Here is a 13,406-nt window from a genome sequence, read left to right on the forward strand (position 1 = left end):
TGGGGTCTCCGATCCGGTCTGTCCTGAAGGTGGGTTAGAGGAGGCCGTGGCGGGGTGGCCTGGTGCCGTTGAGCACGTATCTGCCGATGTGCTGGATCTTCCAGCGGGCCGGGTCGTGCAGGGTGTGGGTGCGGGCGTCCCGCCAATGCCGGTGCAGGTTCAGCGAGTTGAGCGCCGAGCGTGTTCCCGACACCTCGAACAGCGCGCCCGCCACCTCCACGGCGGCCTGCGCCGCGTACACCTTGGCCGCCGCCACCGCGACGGAGGCCTCCGCCGCCGAGTCGTCGCTCAGTTGGCCGCGCGCGGCGTCCACGGCGCGGGCCGCCTGGATCAGCAGCGCCTCGGACGCCCTTACCTGGAGGGCGAGTTCACCGAACCGCTGGATCAGCAGCGGGTCCTCGGCGGCGGTCTCGACCCCGCTCTCGAACCAGGGCCGGCTCTTCGTCCGGACGAACTCGGCGGCCTCGGCCAGCGCTCCCCCGGCGATCCCGGCGTCGATGGCGGCGTGCAGCAACTGGGCTATGGCGCCGTGGAGTTGGGGACCTTCGAAGGTGAGGTGGTGGGGCAGCACCCGGTCGGCAGGGACGGCGACGCCCTCCAGCCGGACCGTGCCGCTGGCCGTCGTACGCTGGCCCATTCCGTCCCAGTCGTCGACGACCGTGACGCCTTCGGCGCCGCTCGGGACGTAGGCGACATGGAGGTTGTCGTCCTCGGTGCGGGCGAGGACGGGGATCCAGTCGGCGAAGAGGGCGCCGGTGGAGTAGTGCTTGACGCCGGTCAGGCGGTAGGAGCCGTCGGGCTGACGTGTCAGCCGGGTGCGGATGTCCTGGACGTGTTTGGTGCCGGCCTCCGACTGGGCGTTGCCGAGGCGGCGGCCGGCGAGCAGTTCGGCGAAGAAGAACTTCCGCTGGTCCGGGGTGCCCTGACGGCGGATCACATTGACGTAGGCGAAGTGGCTCTGCGGGATCTGGGCGAGGCTGCCGTCGGCGGAGCCGAGGAGACGGAAGATCTCGGCGAGGGTCTCCGCGCTGACGTCGGCGCCGCCGTATTCTGCGGGCACGGTGACGGCGAGCAGTCCGGAGGCGGAGAGCCGGTCCAACTCGGCGCGCGGGAGCCTGCGTTCGGTGTCGCGAGCGGAGGCCCCGGCCCGGAACTCGTCGGCCAGCGCGGCGGCGAGGGCGAGGGCCTCGGCGTCGTCGGCGATCACATGCGCGGTCCCGCCGGTGGTCTCGTGGGCGGTCATGCCGATCAGCCCGCCGCTGCCAGGAGCGGGGTCCGGCCGAGGGCGGCCGAGAACTGGTCGACCACCTGGGTGAGCGCCTCGGTGGCGGCGGGGGCGACGGTGAGCGAGCCGTCCTCGTGGGCGGTGATGTCCTTGTCGAGGGTGAACCAGCCCTGGACTATGTGGGCCGCGCCCATGGAGTTCAGCACCGGGCGGAGCGCGTAGTCGATCGCCAGCACATGGGCCGTTGACCCACCCGTGGCGAGCGGCAGCACGGTCTTGCCGGTGAGGGCGTACTGCGGGAGCAGGTCGAGCAGCGCCTTGAGGACTCCGGAGTAGGAGGCCTTGTAGACGGGGGTGCCGACGACCACTCCGTCGGCGCGGGCGAACAGTTCGGTGGCCTCGACGATGGCCGGGTGGCGGAAGTCCGCGCCGAGCAGGGCCTCGGCGGGGACGGTGCGCACGTCGAGCGGGATCACCTCGTGCCCGTGGGCGATCAGCCGCTTGTCCAGATGGCGCAGGAGCCGGTTGGTGCGGGAGGAGACGGAGGGGCTGCCGGAGACGGACAGGACGGTGGCCATGGGTCCTCTTTCTGGTCTGCTGCGGGGGCGATCAGGCGGGCACGGAGACGGACTCGGGCTCCGCGTCCGGGAGTTGAGCCTCCAGTTCACGTACCAGCGGCAGCACCCGCTTGCCGAAGTACTCCACCTCCTCGTGGTAGTGCAGGAACCCGAGCAGGAGAAGGTCGACGCCCAACTTCCGGTAGGCGACGATCCGTTCGGCGATCTGCTCCGGGGTGCCGATGAGCCCCGTGCGGAAGCCGTCGTTGTACTGCACGAGGTCCTCGAACGTGGAGTCCTGCCACATGCCCTTGCCATCGGCCGAGGACTGTCCGGCCTGCTTCACCGCGGCGCCGAAGCCTTCCACGGCCTCGTGGTCGGCCTTGGCGACGATCTCGCGGAGCGTGTCGCGGGCCTCGGCCTCGGTGTCGCGGGCGATGAGGAAGCCGTTGAGGCCGAACTTCGGTGCGGTGCGGCCGACTTGGGCCGCCGAGCGGCGTACGTCGGCGATCTGCTCGGTGACGCCGTCGAAGTCCTTGCCGTTGGAGAAGTACCAGTCGGAGACGCGGCCGGCCATCGCGCGGGCGGCGGTGGAGTTGCCGCCCTGGAAGATCTCGGGGTGGGGTCGTTCGGGGGTGTTGAGGGGCTTGGGCTTGAGGGAGAAGTCGCGCAACCGGTAGAAGTCACCGGCGAGTTCGGTGTGGTCCTCGGTCCAGATCTGGCGCAGGGCCTGGATGAACTCCTCGGAGCGGCGGTAGCGCTCGTCGTGCTCCAGCCAGGGTTCGCCGAGGGCGGTGAACTCGCCTTTGAACCAGCCGGACACGACGTTGACGGCGAAGCGGCCGTTCGACAAGTGGTCGGCGGTGGCGCCGAGTTTGGCGAGGACGCCGGGGTGCCAGAGGCCGGGGTGGACGGCGGCGATGACCTTCAGGCGCTGGGTGGCGAGGAGGAGGGCGAGGCTGAAGCCGGTCGACTCGTGCTGGAACTCGGCGCCGTAGCTGGCCATGTAGCGGACCTGGCTGAGCGCGTACTCGAAGCCGTTGTTCTCGGCGAGGACGGCGAGTTCGCGGTTGTACTCGTAGCTCCAGTCGGTGCGTTGCTCGATCTTGCTGGTGACGAGTCCCCCGCTGACGTTGGGGACCCAGTAGGCGAATTTCACGGGCGCGGCGGGCATGCGGAACTCCTGTTGCGGAGAGTTTTCGGGCACGCCGAATTCCTGGCACACGAAATGGCATGCGAAAGAACGGAATTCAGGCGGGGAGGGAGAGACGGCGGCGGATCACGGGACAGCAGTGACGGGGATCAGGCCGCGGTGCAACAGGAGGCGCTGGAGACGCGCGCGAGGTCGACGTGGCGTCGCCGCGTGAGGTCCAGTCGCATCATCATGCCGTCGATCGTGGCAGCCGCCTGTGGGGAGCGTCAAGGAAAACCCGACCGGTCTCGTATCGCGGACCATTGAATTTCACGAAGGTGTGACAGGGAAACCCTTGAACAGCCCGGGAATTCGGCCGCATTCTGCGGGCATGCGGACCGAACAACTGGAATACATCGCGGCCGTGACCCGGCTCGGCTCGCTGCGCCGGGCCGCCGAGGAACTGCGCCTGTCACAGCCCGCGTTGAGCGAGACCGTGCGGAATCTCGAACGGGAACTCGGCGTCGATCTCCTGGAGCGCAAACGGTCCGGCGCGACGATGAGCGCGGAGGGCCGGGAGCTGCTGCCGAAGATCGTCGATGTGATCGACGCGGTGGACCGGCTGCGGGCGGCGGCGGGCGAGCAGCACCGGATCAGCCGGATGGTGCGGGTGGGCACGGTCAACGCGGCGACCGTGCCGCTGCTGTTGCCCGTTGTCCGGGAGTTCCGCGCCGAGCATCCGCTGACCCAGGTCGAGGTGGTCGGCGCTCAGCAGACGGACATCCACCGGGCGCTGTCGGAGGGCGGGTTCGACCTCGGGCTGGTCAATCACCTGGACGGCGACGACATGCCGGCCGACTTCGAGTCCACCGAGCTGCTGTCGGGGCTGCCGGTGGTGTGCGTGCGTCCCGACAGTCCGCTCGCGTCCCGGACGACCGTCACGGTGGACGACCTCCTCACCGAGCCGCTGATCGGTATGCGGTCCGGCTATGTGATGCACCGCTATGTCCACCGGCTGCTCGATGGGCGGGGTCCCGCTTTCGCGTACTCGACCGACGGCGCCGAGATGGGCAAACTCATGGTCGCGGAGGGGCTCGGGGCGACGGTCCTGCCCGACTTCAGCGTGGTCGGGGATCCGCTGGAGCGGCTCGGCGCGATCACCTGCCGGCCGATCGCGGGTGACACGGCCCGCGTCCTGCTGATGCTGCGCCGGCGCCGCGCGGAGTCCGTACCGCAGGCGGCCGGGGATCTGCACGAGGCGTTCGTACGCCGGGCGCGGGAGCTGAGCGAGGCACGCGCCTGAGGCCGCCGGGGCCTCTCCGACAATTCCCGTCGCGCCCCGAGGACGTCCGCGCGGGATCAGTCCTCGTCGCCCACCGGGACCACCACGAGGAACGCGTCGGACTTCAGGTCCATGACGACGCTGGCGGCCTGACCCTCGGCGCGGCGCCGCGCCGCGAACTCTTCGGCGGGCCATGATCCGCGCGGAGCCCCCGCCGGAAACCTCTCCAACACCTTCGCGCCCATGTCCGCAGACACCTCCAGCATCGACCTTCGGCTCCCCACGGGAACCGTCGTACCTGTTCACCTGCCCGCGATCGACGCCTGCATGCCAAGTGCCTTGCCGCGCCGGGAGCACGTACGTCCGTCGGGTGACAGCCGCATCCGCCGGGCGCTTCGGACCGGAAGCACCTCACGCCCCCTTCTCCCGTCTCCCGGAGTGCGCACCATGAACGTCTCGGTCGTCCTGTTCACCTCGGACCTGCGTCTGCACGACCATCCCGCGCTGCGCGCCGCCGCCGAGGCCCGCAAGGTGGTGCCCCTCTTCGTGCACGACCGGGGTGTGGCGGATGCCGGCTTCGCCGTACCGAACCGGCTGGCGTTCCTCGCCGACTGTCTGCGCGATCTCGACGCGGGCCTGCGCGAACGGGGCGGCAAGCTGGTGGTCCGCTCCGGCGACGTGGTCGGCGAGGTGTGCAAGGTGGCCGCCGAGACGGACGCCGACGAGGTGCACCTGGCGGCGGACGTCAGCGGCTTCGCGCGGCGGCGCGAGCAGCGGCTGCGGCGGGCGCTGGAGGCGGAGGGCCGGCGGTTGCACGTCCACGACGCCGTGACCACGGCCGTCGCGCCCGGCACGGTGACCCCGGCCTCCTCGGACCACTTCGCGGTCTTCACGCCGTACTACCGGCAGTGGTCCGGACAGCAACTGCGCGCCCCGCTCGCCGCGCCGCGCACCGTGCGGGTCCCGGACGGTGTCGGCTCCGAGGAGCTGCCCGCGCGTGCCGGGGTCGCGGGGCTGTCGCCGGGCCTGGCGACCGGCGGGGAGACGGAGGGCCGCAGGCTGCTGAGCCGGTGGCTGCGAGGCGGCATCGCCGACTACGAGGACCTGCACGACGCCCTGGCCGCGGACGCCACCTCCCATCTCTCGCCCCATCTCCACTTCGGGACCCTCTCCCCCGTCGAACTGGTCCACGGGGCACGGAAGTTGGCCGGCCCGGGCGCCGAGGCCTTCGTACGGCAGCTCGCGTGGCGGGACTTCCACCGTCAGGTGCTGGCGGCCAGGCCCGCGGCCGCCGGCGCCGACTACCGTACGAAACACGACCGTTGGCGGTCCCAGCACGCGGCCCGCGAGGACATCGCGGCCTGGAAGGAGGGCCGTACCGGCTATCCGCTGATCGACGCGGCGATGCGCCAACTCCGCCACGAGGGCTGGATGCACAACCGGGGACGGCTGCTGACGGCGAGCTTCCTCACCAAGACGCTCTACGTCGACTGGCGCGTGGGCGCCCGGTACTTCCTCGATCTGCTGGTCGACGGCGATGTGGCGAACAACCAGCTCAACTGGCAGTGGATGGCGGGCACCGGCACCGACTCCCGCCCCAACCGGGTGCTCAACCCCCTCACGCAGGCCAAGCGGTACGACCCGGACGGCGCGTACGTCCGCCGCTGGGTGCCCGAACTCGCCGAGCTGGACGGGCCGTTGGTGCACGAGCCGTGGAAACTCAGGGGACTTGACCGTGCGGCGCTCGGAGACTATCCGGATCCGATCGTCGAACTCGCCGACGGGCTGGCGCGTTTCCGGCGAGGCCGGTCACGAGACTGAGGCCCCGTACGCCCCCGCCAGGAGGTCCACGGCATCGGTGAGCGTCGTCGGCCGTACCGCGCCCCGCGCCGAGGTGCCGGACCAGCCGGGGCCGGCCAGCACCACCGAGGGCTGTCGTCGGGCGCCCCGCACTCCCCAGCGGAGATCGGCGAGCTGCTGGGCCAGCGACGGGATGGCCGTGGAGCGCGCCTGTGCCCACAGGACGACGCCCGCCGGTCCCAGCCGCCGTACCGCGGCGGTGAGCGCCTCCGCGGGTACGGCGGCGCCGAACATCCTTGTGGGCAGGCCGAGTTCACCCAATGCGGCGTTGAGTGCCTCGATCGGCAGGGTGTGCTGTTCGCCGGGTACGCAGGCCAGGAGGACGGGCGAGGCGTCCACCTGTCGCTCGGGAAGCGGGGTGCGGCGGCGCAGGGCGGTGGAGACGTGCCAGGACAGCAGGTGCTCCACCTCGACGTAACGGTCCCCGGACGAGGCCCACTTGCGTCCCACCGCGTGCAGGGTCGGCACCATCACCTCCTGCCAGGCGACGACGACGCCGTACCGGCCGACGGCATCGGCCAGTTGACGCTCGACGGCAGGTGCGTCGAGGCGTACGGCGGCGCGCGCCAGACCGCGGCTCTCCTGGCGCACGTCCCCGAGGGGCAGCGCGCCGGGGGCCCGCGAGGCTCCGGGCGCCCGGCTCGCCGCCGCGTGCGAACCGACGGTCCCCTTCGCCTTCCGCGCCGCCTCCGCAGGCGGCACGCCCGACGCGGTCAACCGGCACATCGTCTCCAGCAGTGCCACGTCCCGCGAGGTCCAGCGCCGGTGCCGGCCCTCGGCGCGGAGCGCGGGTCCGATGCCGTAGCGACGCTCCCAGGACCGCAGCGTGGTCGGCGCCACGCCCAGCTTGCGGGCCAACGCACCGGTCGTCAGGGGCACTTGGGCCGCCGCCCGATCGGCCGCGTCCCCATCGGCGGGCAATTCGCTCATCCGGTGACTATACGACGCACAAACGATGCGAGTTGAGGACCTTGATCCCCGGCTCCCACGATGGCCGCACCGGGATGTTCCCGGCAGACCCCCGAACCGCCGTGGCCCGACGTCCTCGACCGGGGCGGTCGCCGTCCGACGCGAGGAGCCGCAGTCATGAGCCCGCAGCCCGGCGCCGTCCGCCCGATCCCGGCGGCGGAGTCGCCGACCGACGAGGAGCTGGCCCGGGGGCTGGTCGCGGGCGACGAGGACTGCCTGGCCGTCGCGTACCACCGCTGGTCGCCACTGGTGCACGCACTGGCCCGGCGCTCACTGGGGGACGCCGAGGAGGCCGAGGACGTGACCCAGCAGGTGTTCCTCGGAGTGTGGCGCGGGCGGCAGGGTTTCCGCCCCGAGCGCGGGGCGATCGGCGGCTGGATCGTCGGTATCGCCAGACGCAGGATCGCCGACGCGCTGTCCGCCCGCACCCGTCGCCTGCGTCTCGTGGCCGCCGCCGGGTCGTCCCTGATGCTCGACGATCCCGCCGCCCGGAAGCCCGAGCCGGCTCTCGATCGCGTCCTGGTGCTGCGTGAACTCGCCAGGCTGCCCGCGCCGCAGCAGCGGGTCCTGCGGCTGACGTACTACGAGGACCTCACCCAGACCCAGATCGCGCGGCGCACGGGCTGGCCGCTCGGCACGGTCAAGAGCCACGCACGACGTGGACTGCGCCAGTTGCGCCACCGCCTCCAGGACGACGAACAGCCCGGCCTCCACCCATAAGTCCGATCACTACACATAAAGGAGAAATAAGAGCAGAATGGAGACAAGCGGCTCTTACCGCACACCGCACCAGACGCGGTCAGGCCAGTAAGTCAAAGGAGACGCATCATGGCCAACGTCTCGCACACCAGAGGTGACATGGCGAGCCACCCTGATGTCTCCGAAATGCAGGCGCGCTACGCCCGCATGCTCGGTGGACGCGATGTGGCGCTCGTGGACGGACCGGTGTTCCTGCTCGGTCTGTACTGCGCCGTATCCCCGTGGATACTCCACTACACGACGAGCCAGCCCGCGCTCGTGCCGCACAACCTGATCCTCGGCATCGCGATCGGCCTGCTGGCCCTCGGGTTCACCAGGGCGCCGGAGCGCATGTACGGCCTCAGTTGGGCGATGAGCGCCCTGGGCGTCTGGATGATCATCTCGCCGTGGATCGTCGGCGACAGCCCCGACAAGGGCGTCATCCTGAACAACGTCATCATCGGCGGACTGGCCGTGCTCCTGGGCCTGGTGTGTGCCGGTACGGCGGCGCGGAGCACTCCCAAGCCGTAGGAATCCCCGTCAACGTGACCCCGTCATCGGGCCCTTTCATCGGGACCCCCGAAAGGCAGGCACGCCCCCTTCAGTGGCCGCCCGGCACCAGCCACGGCGCCTGCGGGAGGGGGCTGCCGGTTTCGAGAACGGACTTGAGGTTGGACAGCACGGCCGGCCAGCCGCCGGACACGTCGGACAACTCGCCCTCGTCGGCGAGGTCCTCGTGGGTGACGGTGAGGCGCACGATGTCCTCGTGCCGCCGGATGTCGTAGGTGACGCGGGAGTACGTGTCCTCCGGGCCCTCGTTCTCCGGCGAGGTCCAGGTCGTCACCAGGCGGTTCGGGCGGTCGCTCTCGACGACGGTCCCGACGACGTCGGCGATGCCGGAACCGTCGGTGCGCACATGCTCCCAGCGGGAACCCGGCCGCCAGTCGGACACATTGCTGTGGCCCCAGTAGGCGGCGGTCAGGTCGGCGTCGGTGAGCGCGTCCCAGACCTTCTCGGGGGTGCTCGCGATGTAGGTGACGTAGACGAATGTCGGCTTGTCGGTCATGGCTTCCTCGGCTCGTCGCTTCAGGGCGCCGAGCGCGCGCAGTCGCGGGCGCTCGAACTTGTCGATCCAGCGCTCCTGCATCTCGTGCAGCGGCACCGGATTGAGGTAGTGCAGCTTCTCCCGCCCGCGCCGCACCGTGCTGACCAGGTTGGCGGCCTCCAGGACGGCCAGATGCTGGGTCACCGACTGACGGGTCATGTCGATACGCCCGCACAACTCCCCGAGCGTCTGCCCGTTGTGCTCGTGCAGCCGGTCGAGCAGACGTCGGCGGGTCTCGTCGGCCAGGGCCTTGAAGACCGCGTCCATCCCTGAGTCATGTTCGGATCGCACACTCAACGTTATGCAGGCAATTACCTGCATGTCAAGGCGAGCGGCTTCATCGTCGTCCGACGCGGGCTGTTCCACGGCGTCTGCGGGATGTTCCACGGCGCCTCAGCCCAGGAACGCGCTCAGCTCACGGCGGTGCGCGGCCACCCAGCCGTGCGCGTCCCGGATGTCGTCCACGACACCGCTCGCCCGCAGGTCCGCCATGCCCCGTTCGCCGCGCTCGGCGCCGGCGTCGATGCCTCGCGCGCACCGGTCCTGCCACCACAGGACCGTGTCCAGGAGCCGGTCGGTGTCGTCGAGGCCGTACGCCTCGCAGAGCAGCGCGATCCGGCGGGCGGTCGCCCGCACGTCGGTGACGCCCGGGCCGAGGTCCAGGTACTGCCAGCAGACATGGGCGAGGTCGTGGACGCGCTCGCCGGGAGCGGAGAGGTCCCAGTCGACGAAGGCCAGCGGGTGCCACGCACGGTCGTAGACGGTGTTCTTGGGGGCCAGGTCGTTGTGGCAGACGACGTCCTGGTCACCGGCCTCCGGTGTGCCGTGGGTCAAGTCGTGGAAGGCGCGGACGAGTTGTGCGACGCGGACGAGGCTGTCGTCGGTGCGCACGGCGGAGCGTTCGCCGGTATCGACGGCCGCCCGGCCCTCGATGTACCGGAACACCTCGCGCCCCCGCTCGTCCGTGCCGAGGAAGCGCGGTGCTCCTTCCCACCCCCGCCGCTCGAACAGCGCGAGCAGTCCGGTGACGTACCGCGACCGTTCGGCGGGTGTACGGCGTACGGTCTCGCCGACCCTTACGACCTTGTTGATCGCCCCTCCGCCCAGCACCGATTCCTCCACGCGGTCCGCCTCCCCGAAATCACTCGACCTCACGAGTGTCCCTTGGGACCCTGCGCCCATGGATCACTCGGAGGCACTGCTCATCGGCGGACGCGCCGGGGTCGGGAAGACGACCGTCGGCTGGGAGGTGTCGGCGCGGCTGCGGGCGGCGGAGGTCGCCCATGCCGTGATCGACGGGGACTTCATGGGAAAGGTGCATCCGGCACCGGCCGGCGATCCGCACCGGACGGCGATCGGCGAGGCCAACCTGACCGCCGTGTGGGGGAATTACGCCGCGCTGGGGTACCGGCGGCTGGTGTACACGAACACGGTGAGCGTGCTCGACGAGTCGGCCGGACAGTTCCGTCGGGCGATGGGGGCGGACACCCGAATCGTACGGGTGCTGCTGACCGCCTCCGACGAAACGGCGGCCGGGCGGCTGAACGGGCGGGAGATCGGCAGCGAGTTGGCGCGCGAGCTGGCCAACAGTGCCAGTAAAGCACGGGTGTTGGACGAGCGGGCGCCCGTGGACACCGTCCGGGTGGTGACCGACGGGCGCTCCGTCGTCGACATCGCGGGCGAGGTGCTGGCCGCGACGGGCTGGGTCAACTACCTCTAGGCACCGGCGGGTTCGGGGTCCGGGGCGGTCTCCGTGAGGTACTCCTCGGTGATCTCCTTCGGGCCGAACGGCCACACCTTCTCCATGCGGGCCCAGATCACGAACGCGACGCAGCCCAGGGCCAGCCAGGCCAGGGACCACTCGATGGGGTGGCGGCCCGGGGAGTTCTTGTCCGCGTAGCCGTAGATCACGCACCAGCCGACGAAGGCGACGATGCTCGGCACGGGGTAGAGCCACATCCGGTACGGGCGGCGCAGGGTCGGCTGGCGCCTGCGCAGGACCGTCAGGGCGATGATCTGGGCCAGTGCCTGGACGATGACCATGACCGTGGTGAGGAGTTGGATCAGGGTCGCGAGGTCGGTGTGACGGCCGATGAGGAAGCCGATCGCCGTGATCACGCCCATGGTGGCCAGGCCCAGCATCGGGAAGCGGTGCTTGGGGTGGAGCTTGGCGTAGGGGCGGAAGAAGACGCGTTCGCGGGCCGCGTCGTAGGGGACCCGGGAGCCGCCGAGGAGGCCGGTGAAGACCGAGGCGAAGGCCGTGATCAGGATCAGGACGGTGACCGTGTCGGCGGCGCCCTTGCCCCAGGTCTTCTCCAGGACGGCCGAGGCCACCGACGTGGAGGCGATGTCGTTCACGTTCGTCATCCGGTGCCAGTCGATGACGCCGAGGGTGCCGATCTGGAGCATGAGGTAGATCACCATGATGCCGACGATGGAGAAGAGGATGGAGCGCGGCAGGGTGCGGCCGGGGTCCTTGATCTCGGCGCCCATGTAGGCGGTGGTGTTGTAGCCGAGGTAGTCGTAGATGCCGATGGTCAGGCCGCCGGCGAAGCCGAGCCAGAAGTGGTCGCTGCCCAGGTCGAAGGCGTGTGCCGGGTAGGTGAAGGCGAGGTCGCCGCTGAAGTGGGTCGCGGCGGCCAGGATCACCAGGAACACCGAGGCGATCATCACGGTCCACATGACGGCGGTGATGCGGGCGATGTTCTCGATGCCGCGCCACAGCAGGAGGATCACCAGGGCGATCACGCCGAGGCCGATGAGGTCGCCCGACGTCTTGCCCAAGTCCGGTGCCAGATAGCCGAGATACTGCACGAAGCCGACCACGCCGGTGGACATGATCAGCGGGATGAAGAGCATCGCCGTCCACACGAACAGGAACGGCATCAGCCGGCCGGTGCGGTACTGGAAGGCCTGGCGCAGATAGACGTAGCTGCCGCCGGAGCCGGGCATCGCGGCGCCCATCTCGGCCCACACGAGCCCGTCGGCGAGCGCGAGGACCGCGCCCGCGACGAAGCCGATCACCGCCTGCGGGCCGCCGAACGCGGCGACCATCAGCGGGATCGTCACGAACGGACCGATCCCGCACATCTGGCTCATGTTGATGGCGGTGGCCTGGAAGAGGCCGACGCGGCGGACGAACCCGCCGTCGGGGGGCGGGCTACCGGGAGGCGGACTACCGGACATGGGGACTCCTGGGGCTGGTCACGGGGAGAGGGAGACGGGATGGCCCGGTGCGGGTGACTGGGCGATAAAGTTAAGGAGCCTTACTAGACTCGTCAAGAGGCTGTCCCGGATGCCGGAGAATGATGCGATGCCCGCCAGTGACGCCGTGGAGCGACCGGACCAGCCCTGGAGCCGGCAGCGGCTGCGCAGTACCAACGCGCGGCTGCTGCTCGACAGGCTGCGCACCGCCGGTGCCGCCTCGCGGGCCCAACTCGCCCGCGAGACAGGCCTGTCGAAGCCGACGGTCTCCAGCGCGCTCGCCGCACTGGAGGAGGCGGGACTGGTCCACGAGGTCGGCACGCAGGCTCCCGAGCGCGGCCGGACCGCCGTGCTGTACGCCCCCGATCCGTCCGCCGGGTACGCGCTCGGGATCGACGTGGGCCGCAGTTGGCTGCGGGTCGCGGTGGCCAATCTGGACGGCGAGGTGGTGGCCCGGGCGGACGTCCGCAACCGGGCCCGCAGCTCGGGCGCCATGGCCGAGCTGGTGGTCGCCACCGCGCACCAGGTGGTCGCGAACTCCGAGGTCGAACCGGCGGCGGTGGTGCACGCCGTGGTGGGCACGCCGGGTGTCTACGACGAGCAGCGGCGCCGGGTGCGGTACGCGATGCATCTGCCGGGCTGGGGCCGGGCCGGGCTGTTCGACCGGATGCGGGAGGAGCTGGGCGTCCCGCTGGAGGTGCACAACGACGCGAATCTCGCGGCGCTGGGCGAGTACACGTACGGCGTCGGCGCGGGCAGCAAGCTGTTCGCGTACATCATGATCGGCACCGGTCTGGGCATGGGCGTGGTCAGCGAGGGGCGGCTGTTCACGGGGGCGCACGGCGGCGCCGGGGAGATCGGGTTCCTGCCGTGGCCGGGGCGGCAGAAGCCGGAGACGCTGGAGGACGCGGTCTCCGGGGTGGCCGTCGTGGAGGCGGCCCGGATGTTCGGCATGAGCGGGCAGCAGCTCACCGCGAAGGCCGTGTTCGACGCGGCCCGGCAGGGAAACGCCGCAGCAGTCAAGGCGGTTGAGCTGGAGGGCGAGCGGATCGCGCACACGGTGGCGGCGGCGGCCGCGGTGCTCGATCCGGACCTGGTCGTCCTGGGCGGCGGGGTCGGGCACAGCGTGGATCTGCTGCTCCGCCCGGTGCGGGAGAACCTGCGCGCGCTCACTCCGCTCCGGCCGAAGATCGTGCCCAGCGCGCTGGGCGAGGACGCGGTGCTGCTGGGTGCGGTGGCCACCGCGCTGGGCACCGCGCGGGACCTGGTGTTCGAGCGCCACTCGGCGTCCTGAACAACTCGCCCACGGGCAACGGTGATTGACAGGCCCCTTC

Annotated in this window: 15 protein-coding genes; 6 read left to right on the forward strand and 9 right to left on the reverse strand. The window is 70.9% G+C overall.

What is annotated here, in order from left to right; translation table 11 throughout:
- Nucleotides 1-34: 34 nt before the first annotated feature.
- From OG223_RS05930 to OG223_RS53905, 4 genes are all read right to left on the reverse strand, one after another.
- Nucleotides 35-1,243 (reverse strand): SfnB family sulfur acquisition oxidoreductase, encoded by a 1,209-nt coding sequence (locus tag OG223_RS05930; RefSeq protein ID WP_329243401.1) that lies wholly within the window; start codon nt 1,241-1,243, stop codon nt 35-37.
- Nucleotides 1,244-1,248: 5 nt separating this feature from the next.
- A complete protein-coding gene (gene ssuE, locus OG223_RS05935) occupies nt 1,249-1,803 on the reverse strand; it encodes an NADPH-dependent FMN reductase (RefSeq protein WP_200677748.1) in 555 nt (184 codons plus the stop codon).
- 31 nt (nt 1,804-1,834) lie between these two features.
- Complete coding sequence (gene sfnG / locus OG223_RS05940; protein ID WP_329243406.1) at nt 1,835-2,956, reverse strand: dimethylsulfone monooxygenase SfnG; 1,122 nt, start codon at nt 2,954-2,956, stop codon at nt 1,835-1,837.
- Between the two features lie 128 nt (nt 2,957-3,084).
- Nucleotides 3,085-3,168, reverse strand: coding sequence for a putative leader peptide (locus tag OG223_RS53905; protein ID WP_351305882.1), 84 nt, complete (start codon nt 3,166-3,168; stop codon nt 3,085-3,087).
- Between the two features lie 137 nt (nt 3,169-3,305).
- On the opposite strand from OG223_RS53905, the gene OG223_RS05945 reads away from it, so the two are divergent.
- The gene (locus OG223_RS05945; RefSeq protein WP_329243409.1) at nt 3,306-4,217 is read left to right on the forward strand and encodes a LysR family transcriptional regulator; all 912 of its coding nucleotides are present in this window, start codon (nt 3,306-3,308) and stop codon (nt 4,215-4,217) included.
- Between the two features lie 56 nt (nt 4,218-4,273).
- Here the strand turns inward: OG223_RS05945 and OG223_RS05950 are convergent, their stop codons facing one another.
- Nucleotides 4,274-4,462, reverse strand: coding sequence for a hypothetical protein (locus tag OG223_RS05950; RefSeq protein WP_329243412.1), 189 nt, complete (start codon nt 4,460-4,462; stop codon nt 4,274-4,276).
- A 181-nt stretch (nt 4,463-4,643) separates the two neighbouring features.
- Between OG223_RS05950 and OG223_RS05955 the strand changes: the two genes are divergently transcribed.
- Nucleotides 4,644-6,017, forward strand: a complete 1,374-nt coding sequence (locus OG223_RS05955) for a cryptochrome/photolyase family protein (protein ID WP_329243416.1) — start codon at nt 4,644-4,646, stop codon at nt 6,015-6,017.
- Here OG223_RS05955 and OG223_RS05960 read toward each other — a convergent pair.
- A complete protein-coding gene (locus OG223_RS05960) occupies nt 6,006-6,986 on the reverse strand; it encodes a MerR family transcriptional regulator (protein WP_329243419.1) in 981 nt (326 codons plus the stop codon). The genes OG223_RS05955 and OG223_RS05960 overlap by 12 nt on opposite strands.
- Before the next feature lie 156 nt (nt 6,987-7,142).
- Here OG223_RS05960 and OG223_RS05965 point away from each other — a divergent pair, with 156 nt between their 5' ends.
- Together OG223_RS05965 and OG223_RS05970 are read left to right on the forward strand one after the other, a co-directional pair.
- Nucleotides 7,143-7,745: a sigma-70 family RNA polymerase sigma factor gene (locus tag OG223_RS05965; RefSeq protein WP_329243422.1), complete on the forward strand. Its 603-nt coding sequence runs from the start codon at nt 7,143-7,145 to the stop codon at nt 7,743-7,745.
- 108 nt (nt 7,746-7,853) lie between these two features.
- Complete coding sequence (locus OG223_RS05970; protein ID WP_329243425.1) at nt 7,854-8,294, forward strand: SPW repeat protein; 441 nt, start codon at nt 7,854-7,856, stop codon at nt 8,292-8,294.
- 70 nt (nt 8,295-8,364) lie between these two features.
- On the opposite strand, the gene OG223_RS05975 is transcribed toward OG223_RS05970, so the two are convergent.
- On the reverse strand, nt 8,365-9,135 hold the full coding sequence (locus OG223_RS05975) for an ArsR/SmtB family transcription factor (RefSeq protein ID WP_329243428.1): 771 nt from the start codon (nt 9,133-9,135) through the stop codon (nt 8,365-8,367).
- Between the two features lie 126 nt (nt 9,136-9,261).
- Complete coding sequence (locus tag OG223_RS05980; RefSeq protein WP_329243431.1) at nt 9,262-10,023, reverse strand: phosphotransferase; 762 nt, start codon at nt 10,021-10,023, stop codon at nt 9,262-9,264.
- A gap of 25 nt (nt 10,024-10,048) precedes the next feature.
- Here OG223_RS05980 and OG223_RS05985 point away from each other — a divergent pair, with 25 nt between their 5' ends.
- On the forward strand, nt 10,049-10,588 hold the full coding sequence (locus OG223_RS05985) for a hypothetical protein (RefSeq protein ID WP_329243433.1): 540 nt from the start codon (nt 10,049-10,051) through the stop codon (nt 10,586-10,588).
- Here OG223_RS05985 and OG223_RS05990 read toward each other — a convergent pair.
- Entirely contained in the window at nt 10,585-12,054 is a 1,470-nt protein-coding gene (locus OG223_RS05990; protein ID WP_329243436.1) for an APC family permease, read from the reverse strand. The two genes, OG223_RS05985 and OG223_RS05990, sit on opposite strands and share 4 nt — an antisense overlap.
- A gap of 127 nt (nt 12,055-12,181) precedes the next feature.
- Between OG223_RS05990 and OG223_RS05995 the strand changes: the two genes are divergently transcribed.
- Nucleotides 12,182-13,366: an ROK family transcriptional regulator gene (locus OG223_RS05995; protein ID WP_329243439.1), complete on the forward strand. Its 1,185-nt coding sequence runs from the start codon at nt 12,182-12,184 to the stop codon at nt 13,364-13,366.
- Nucleotides 13,367-13,406: the final 40 nt, after the last annotated feature.

It is taken from the genome of Streptomyces sp. NBC_01478 (assembly GCF_036227225.1).
Taxonomy (GTDB): Bacteria; Actinomycetota; Actinomycetes; order Streptomycetales; family Streptomycetaceae; genus Streptomyces.

Bases quoted from the DNA above. Each gene is read 5' to 3' on its own strand.
- OG223_RS05930 (WP_329243401.1), bottom strand. From the start codon at position 1,243: ATGACCGCCCACGAGACCACCGGCGGGACCGCGCATGTGATCGCCGAC.
- ssuE (WP_200677748.1), bottom strand. From the start codon at position 1,803: ATGGCCACCGTCCTGTCCGTCTCCGGCAGCCCCTCCGTCTCCTCCCGC.
- sfnG (WP_329243406.1), bottom strand. From the start codon at position 2,956: ATGCCCGCCGCGCCCGTGAAATTCGCCTACTGGGTCCCCAACGTCAGC.
- OG223_RS53905 (WP_351305882.1), bottom strand. From the start codon at position 3,168: ATGATGATGCGACTGGACCTCACGCGGCGACGCCACGTCGACCTCGCG.
- OG223_RS05945 (WP_329243409.1), top strand. From the start codon at position 3,306: ATGCGGACCGAACAACTGGAATACATCGCGGCCGTGACCCGGCTCGGC.
- OG223_RS05950 (WP_329243412.1), bottom strand. From the start codon at position 4,462: ATGCTGGAGGTGTCTGCGGACATGGGCGCGAAGGTGTTGGAGAGGTTT.
- OG223_RS05955 (WP_329243416.1), top strand. From the start codon at position 4,644: ATGAACGTCTCGGTCGTCCTGTTCACCTCGGACCTGCGTCTGCACGAC.
- OG223_RS05960 (WP_329243419.1), bottom strand. From the start codon at position 6,986: ATGAGCGAATTGCCCGCCGATGGGGACGCGGCCGATCGGGCGGCGGCC.
- OG223_RS05965 (WP_329243422.1), top strand. From the start codon at position 7,143: ATGAGCCCGCAGCCCGGCGCCGTCCGCCCGATCCCGGCGGCGGAGTCG.
- OG223_RS05970 (WP_329243425.1), top strand. From the start codon at position 7,854: ATGGCCAACGTCTCGCACACCAGAGGTGACATGGCGAGCCACCCTGAT.
- OG223_RS05975 (WP_329243428.1), bottom strand. From the start codon at position 9,135: ATGGACGCGGTCTTCAAGGCCCTGGCCGACGAGACCCGCCGACGTCTG.
- OG223_RS05985 (WP_329243433.1), top strand. From the start codon at position 10,049: ATGGATCACTCGGAGGCACTGCTCATCGGCGGACGCGCCGGGGTCGGG.
- OG223_RS05990 (WP_329243436.1), bottom strand. From the start codon at position 12,054: ATGTCCGGTAGTCCGCCTCCCGGTAGCCCGCCCCCCGACGGCGGGTTC.
- OG223_RS05995 (WP_329243439.1), top strand. From the start codon at position 12,182: ATGCCCGCCAGTGACGCCGTGGAGCGACCGGACCAGCCCTGGAGCCGG.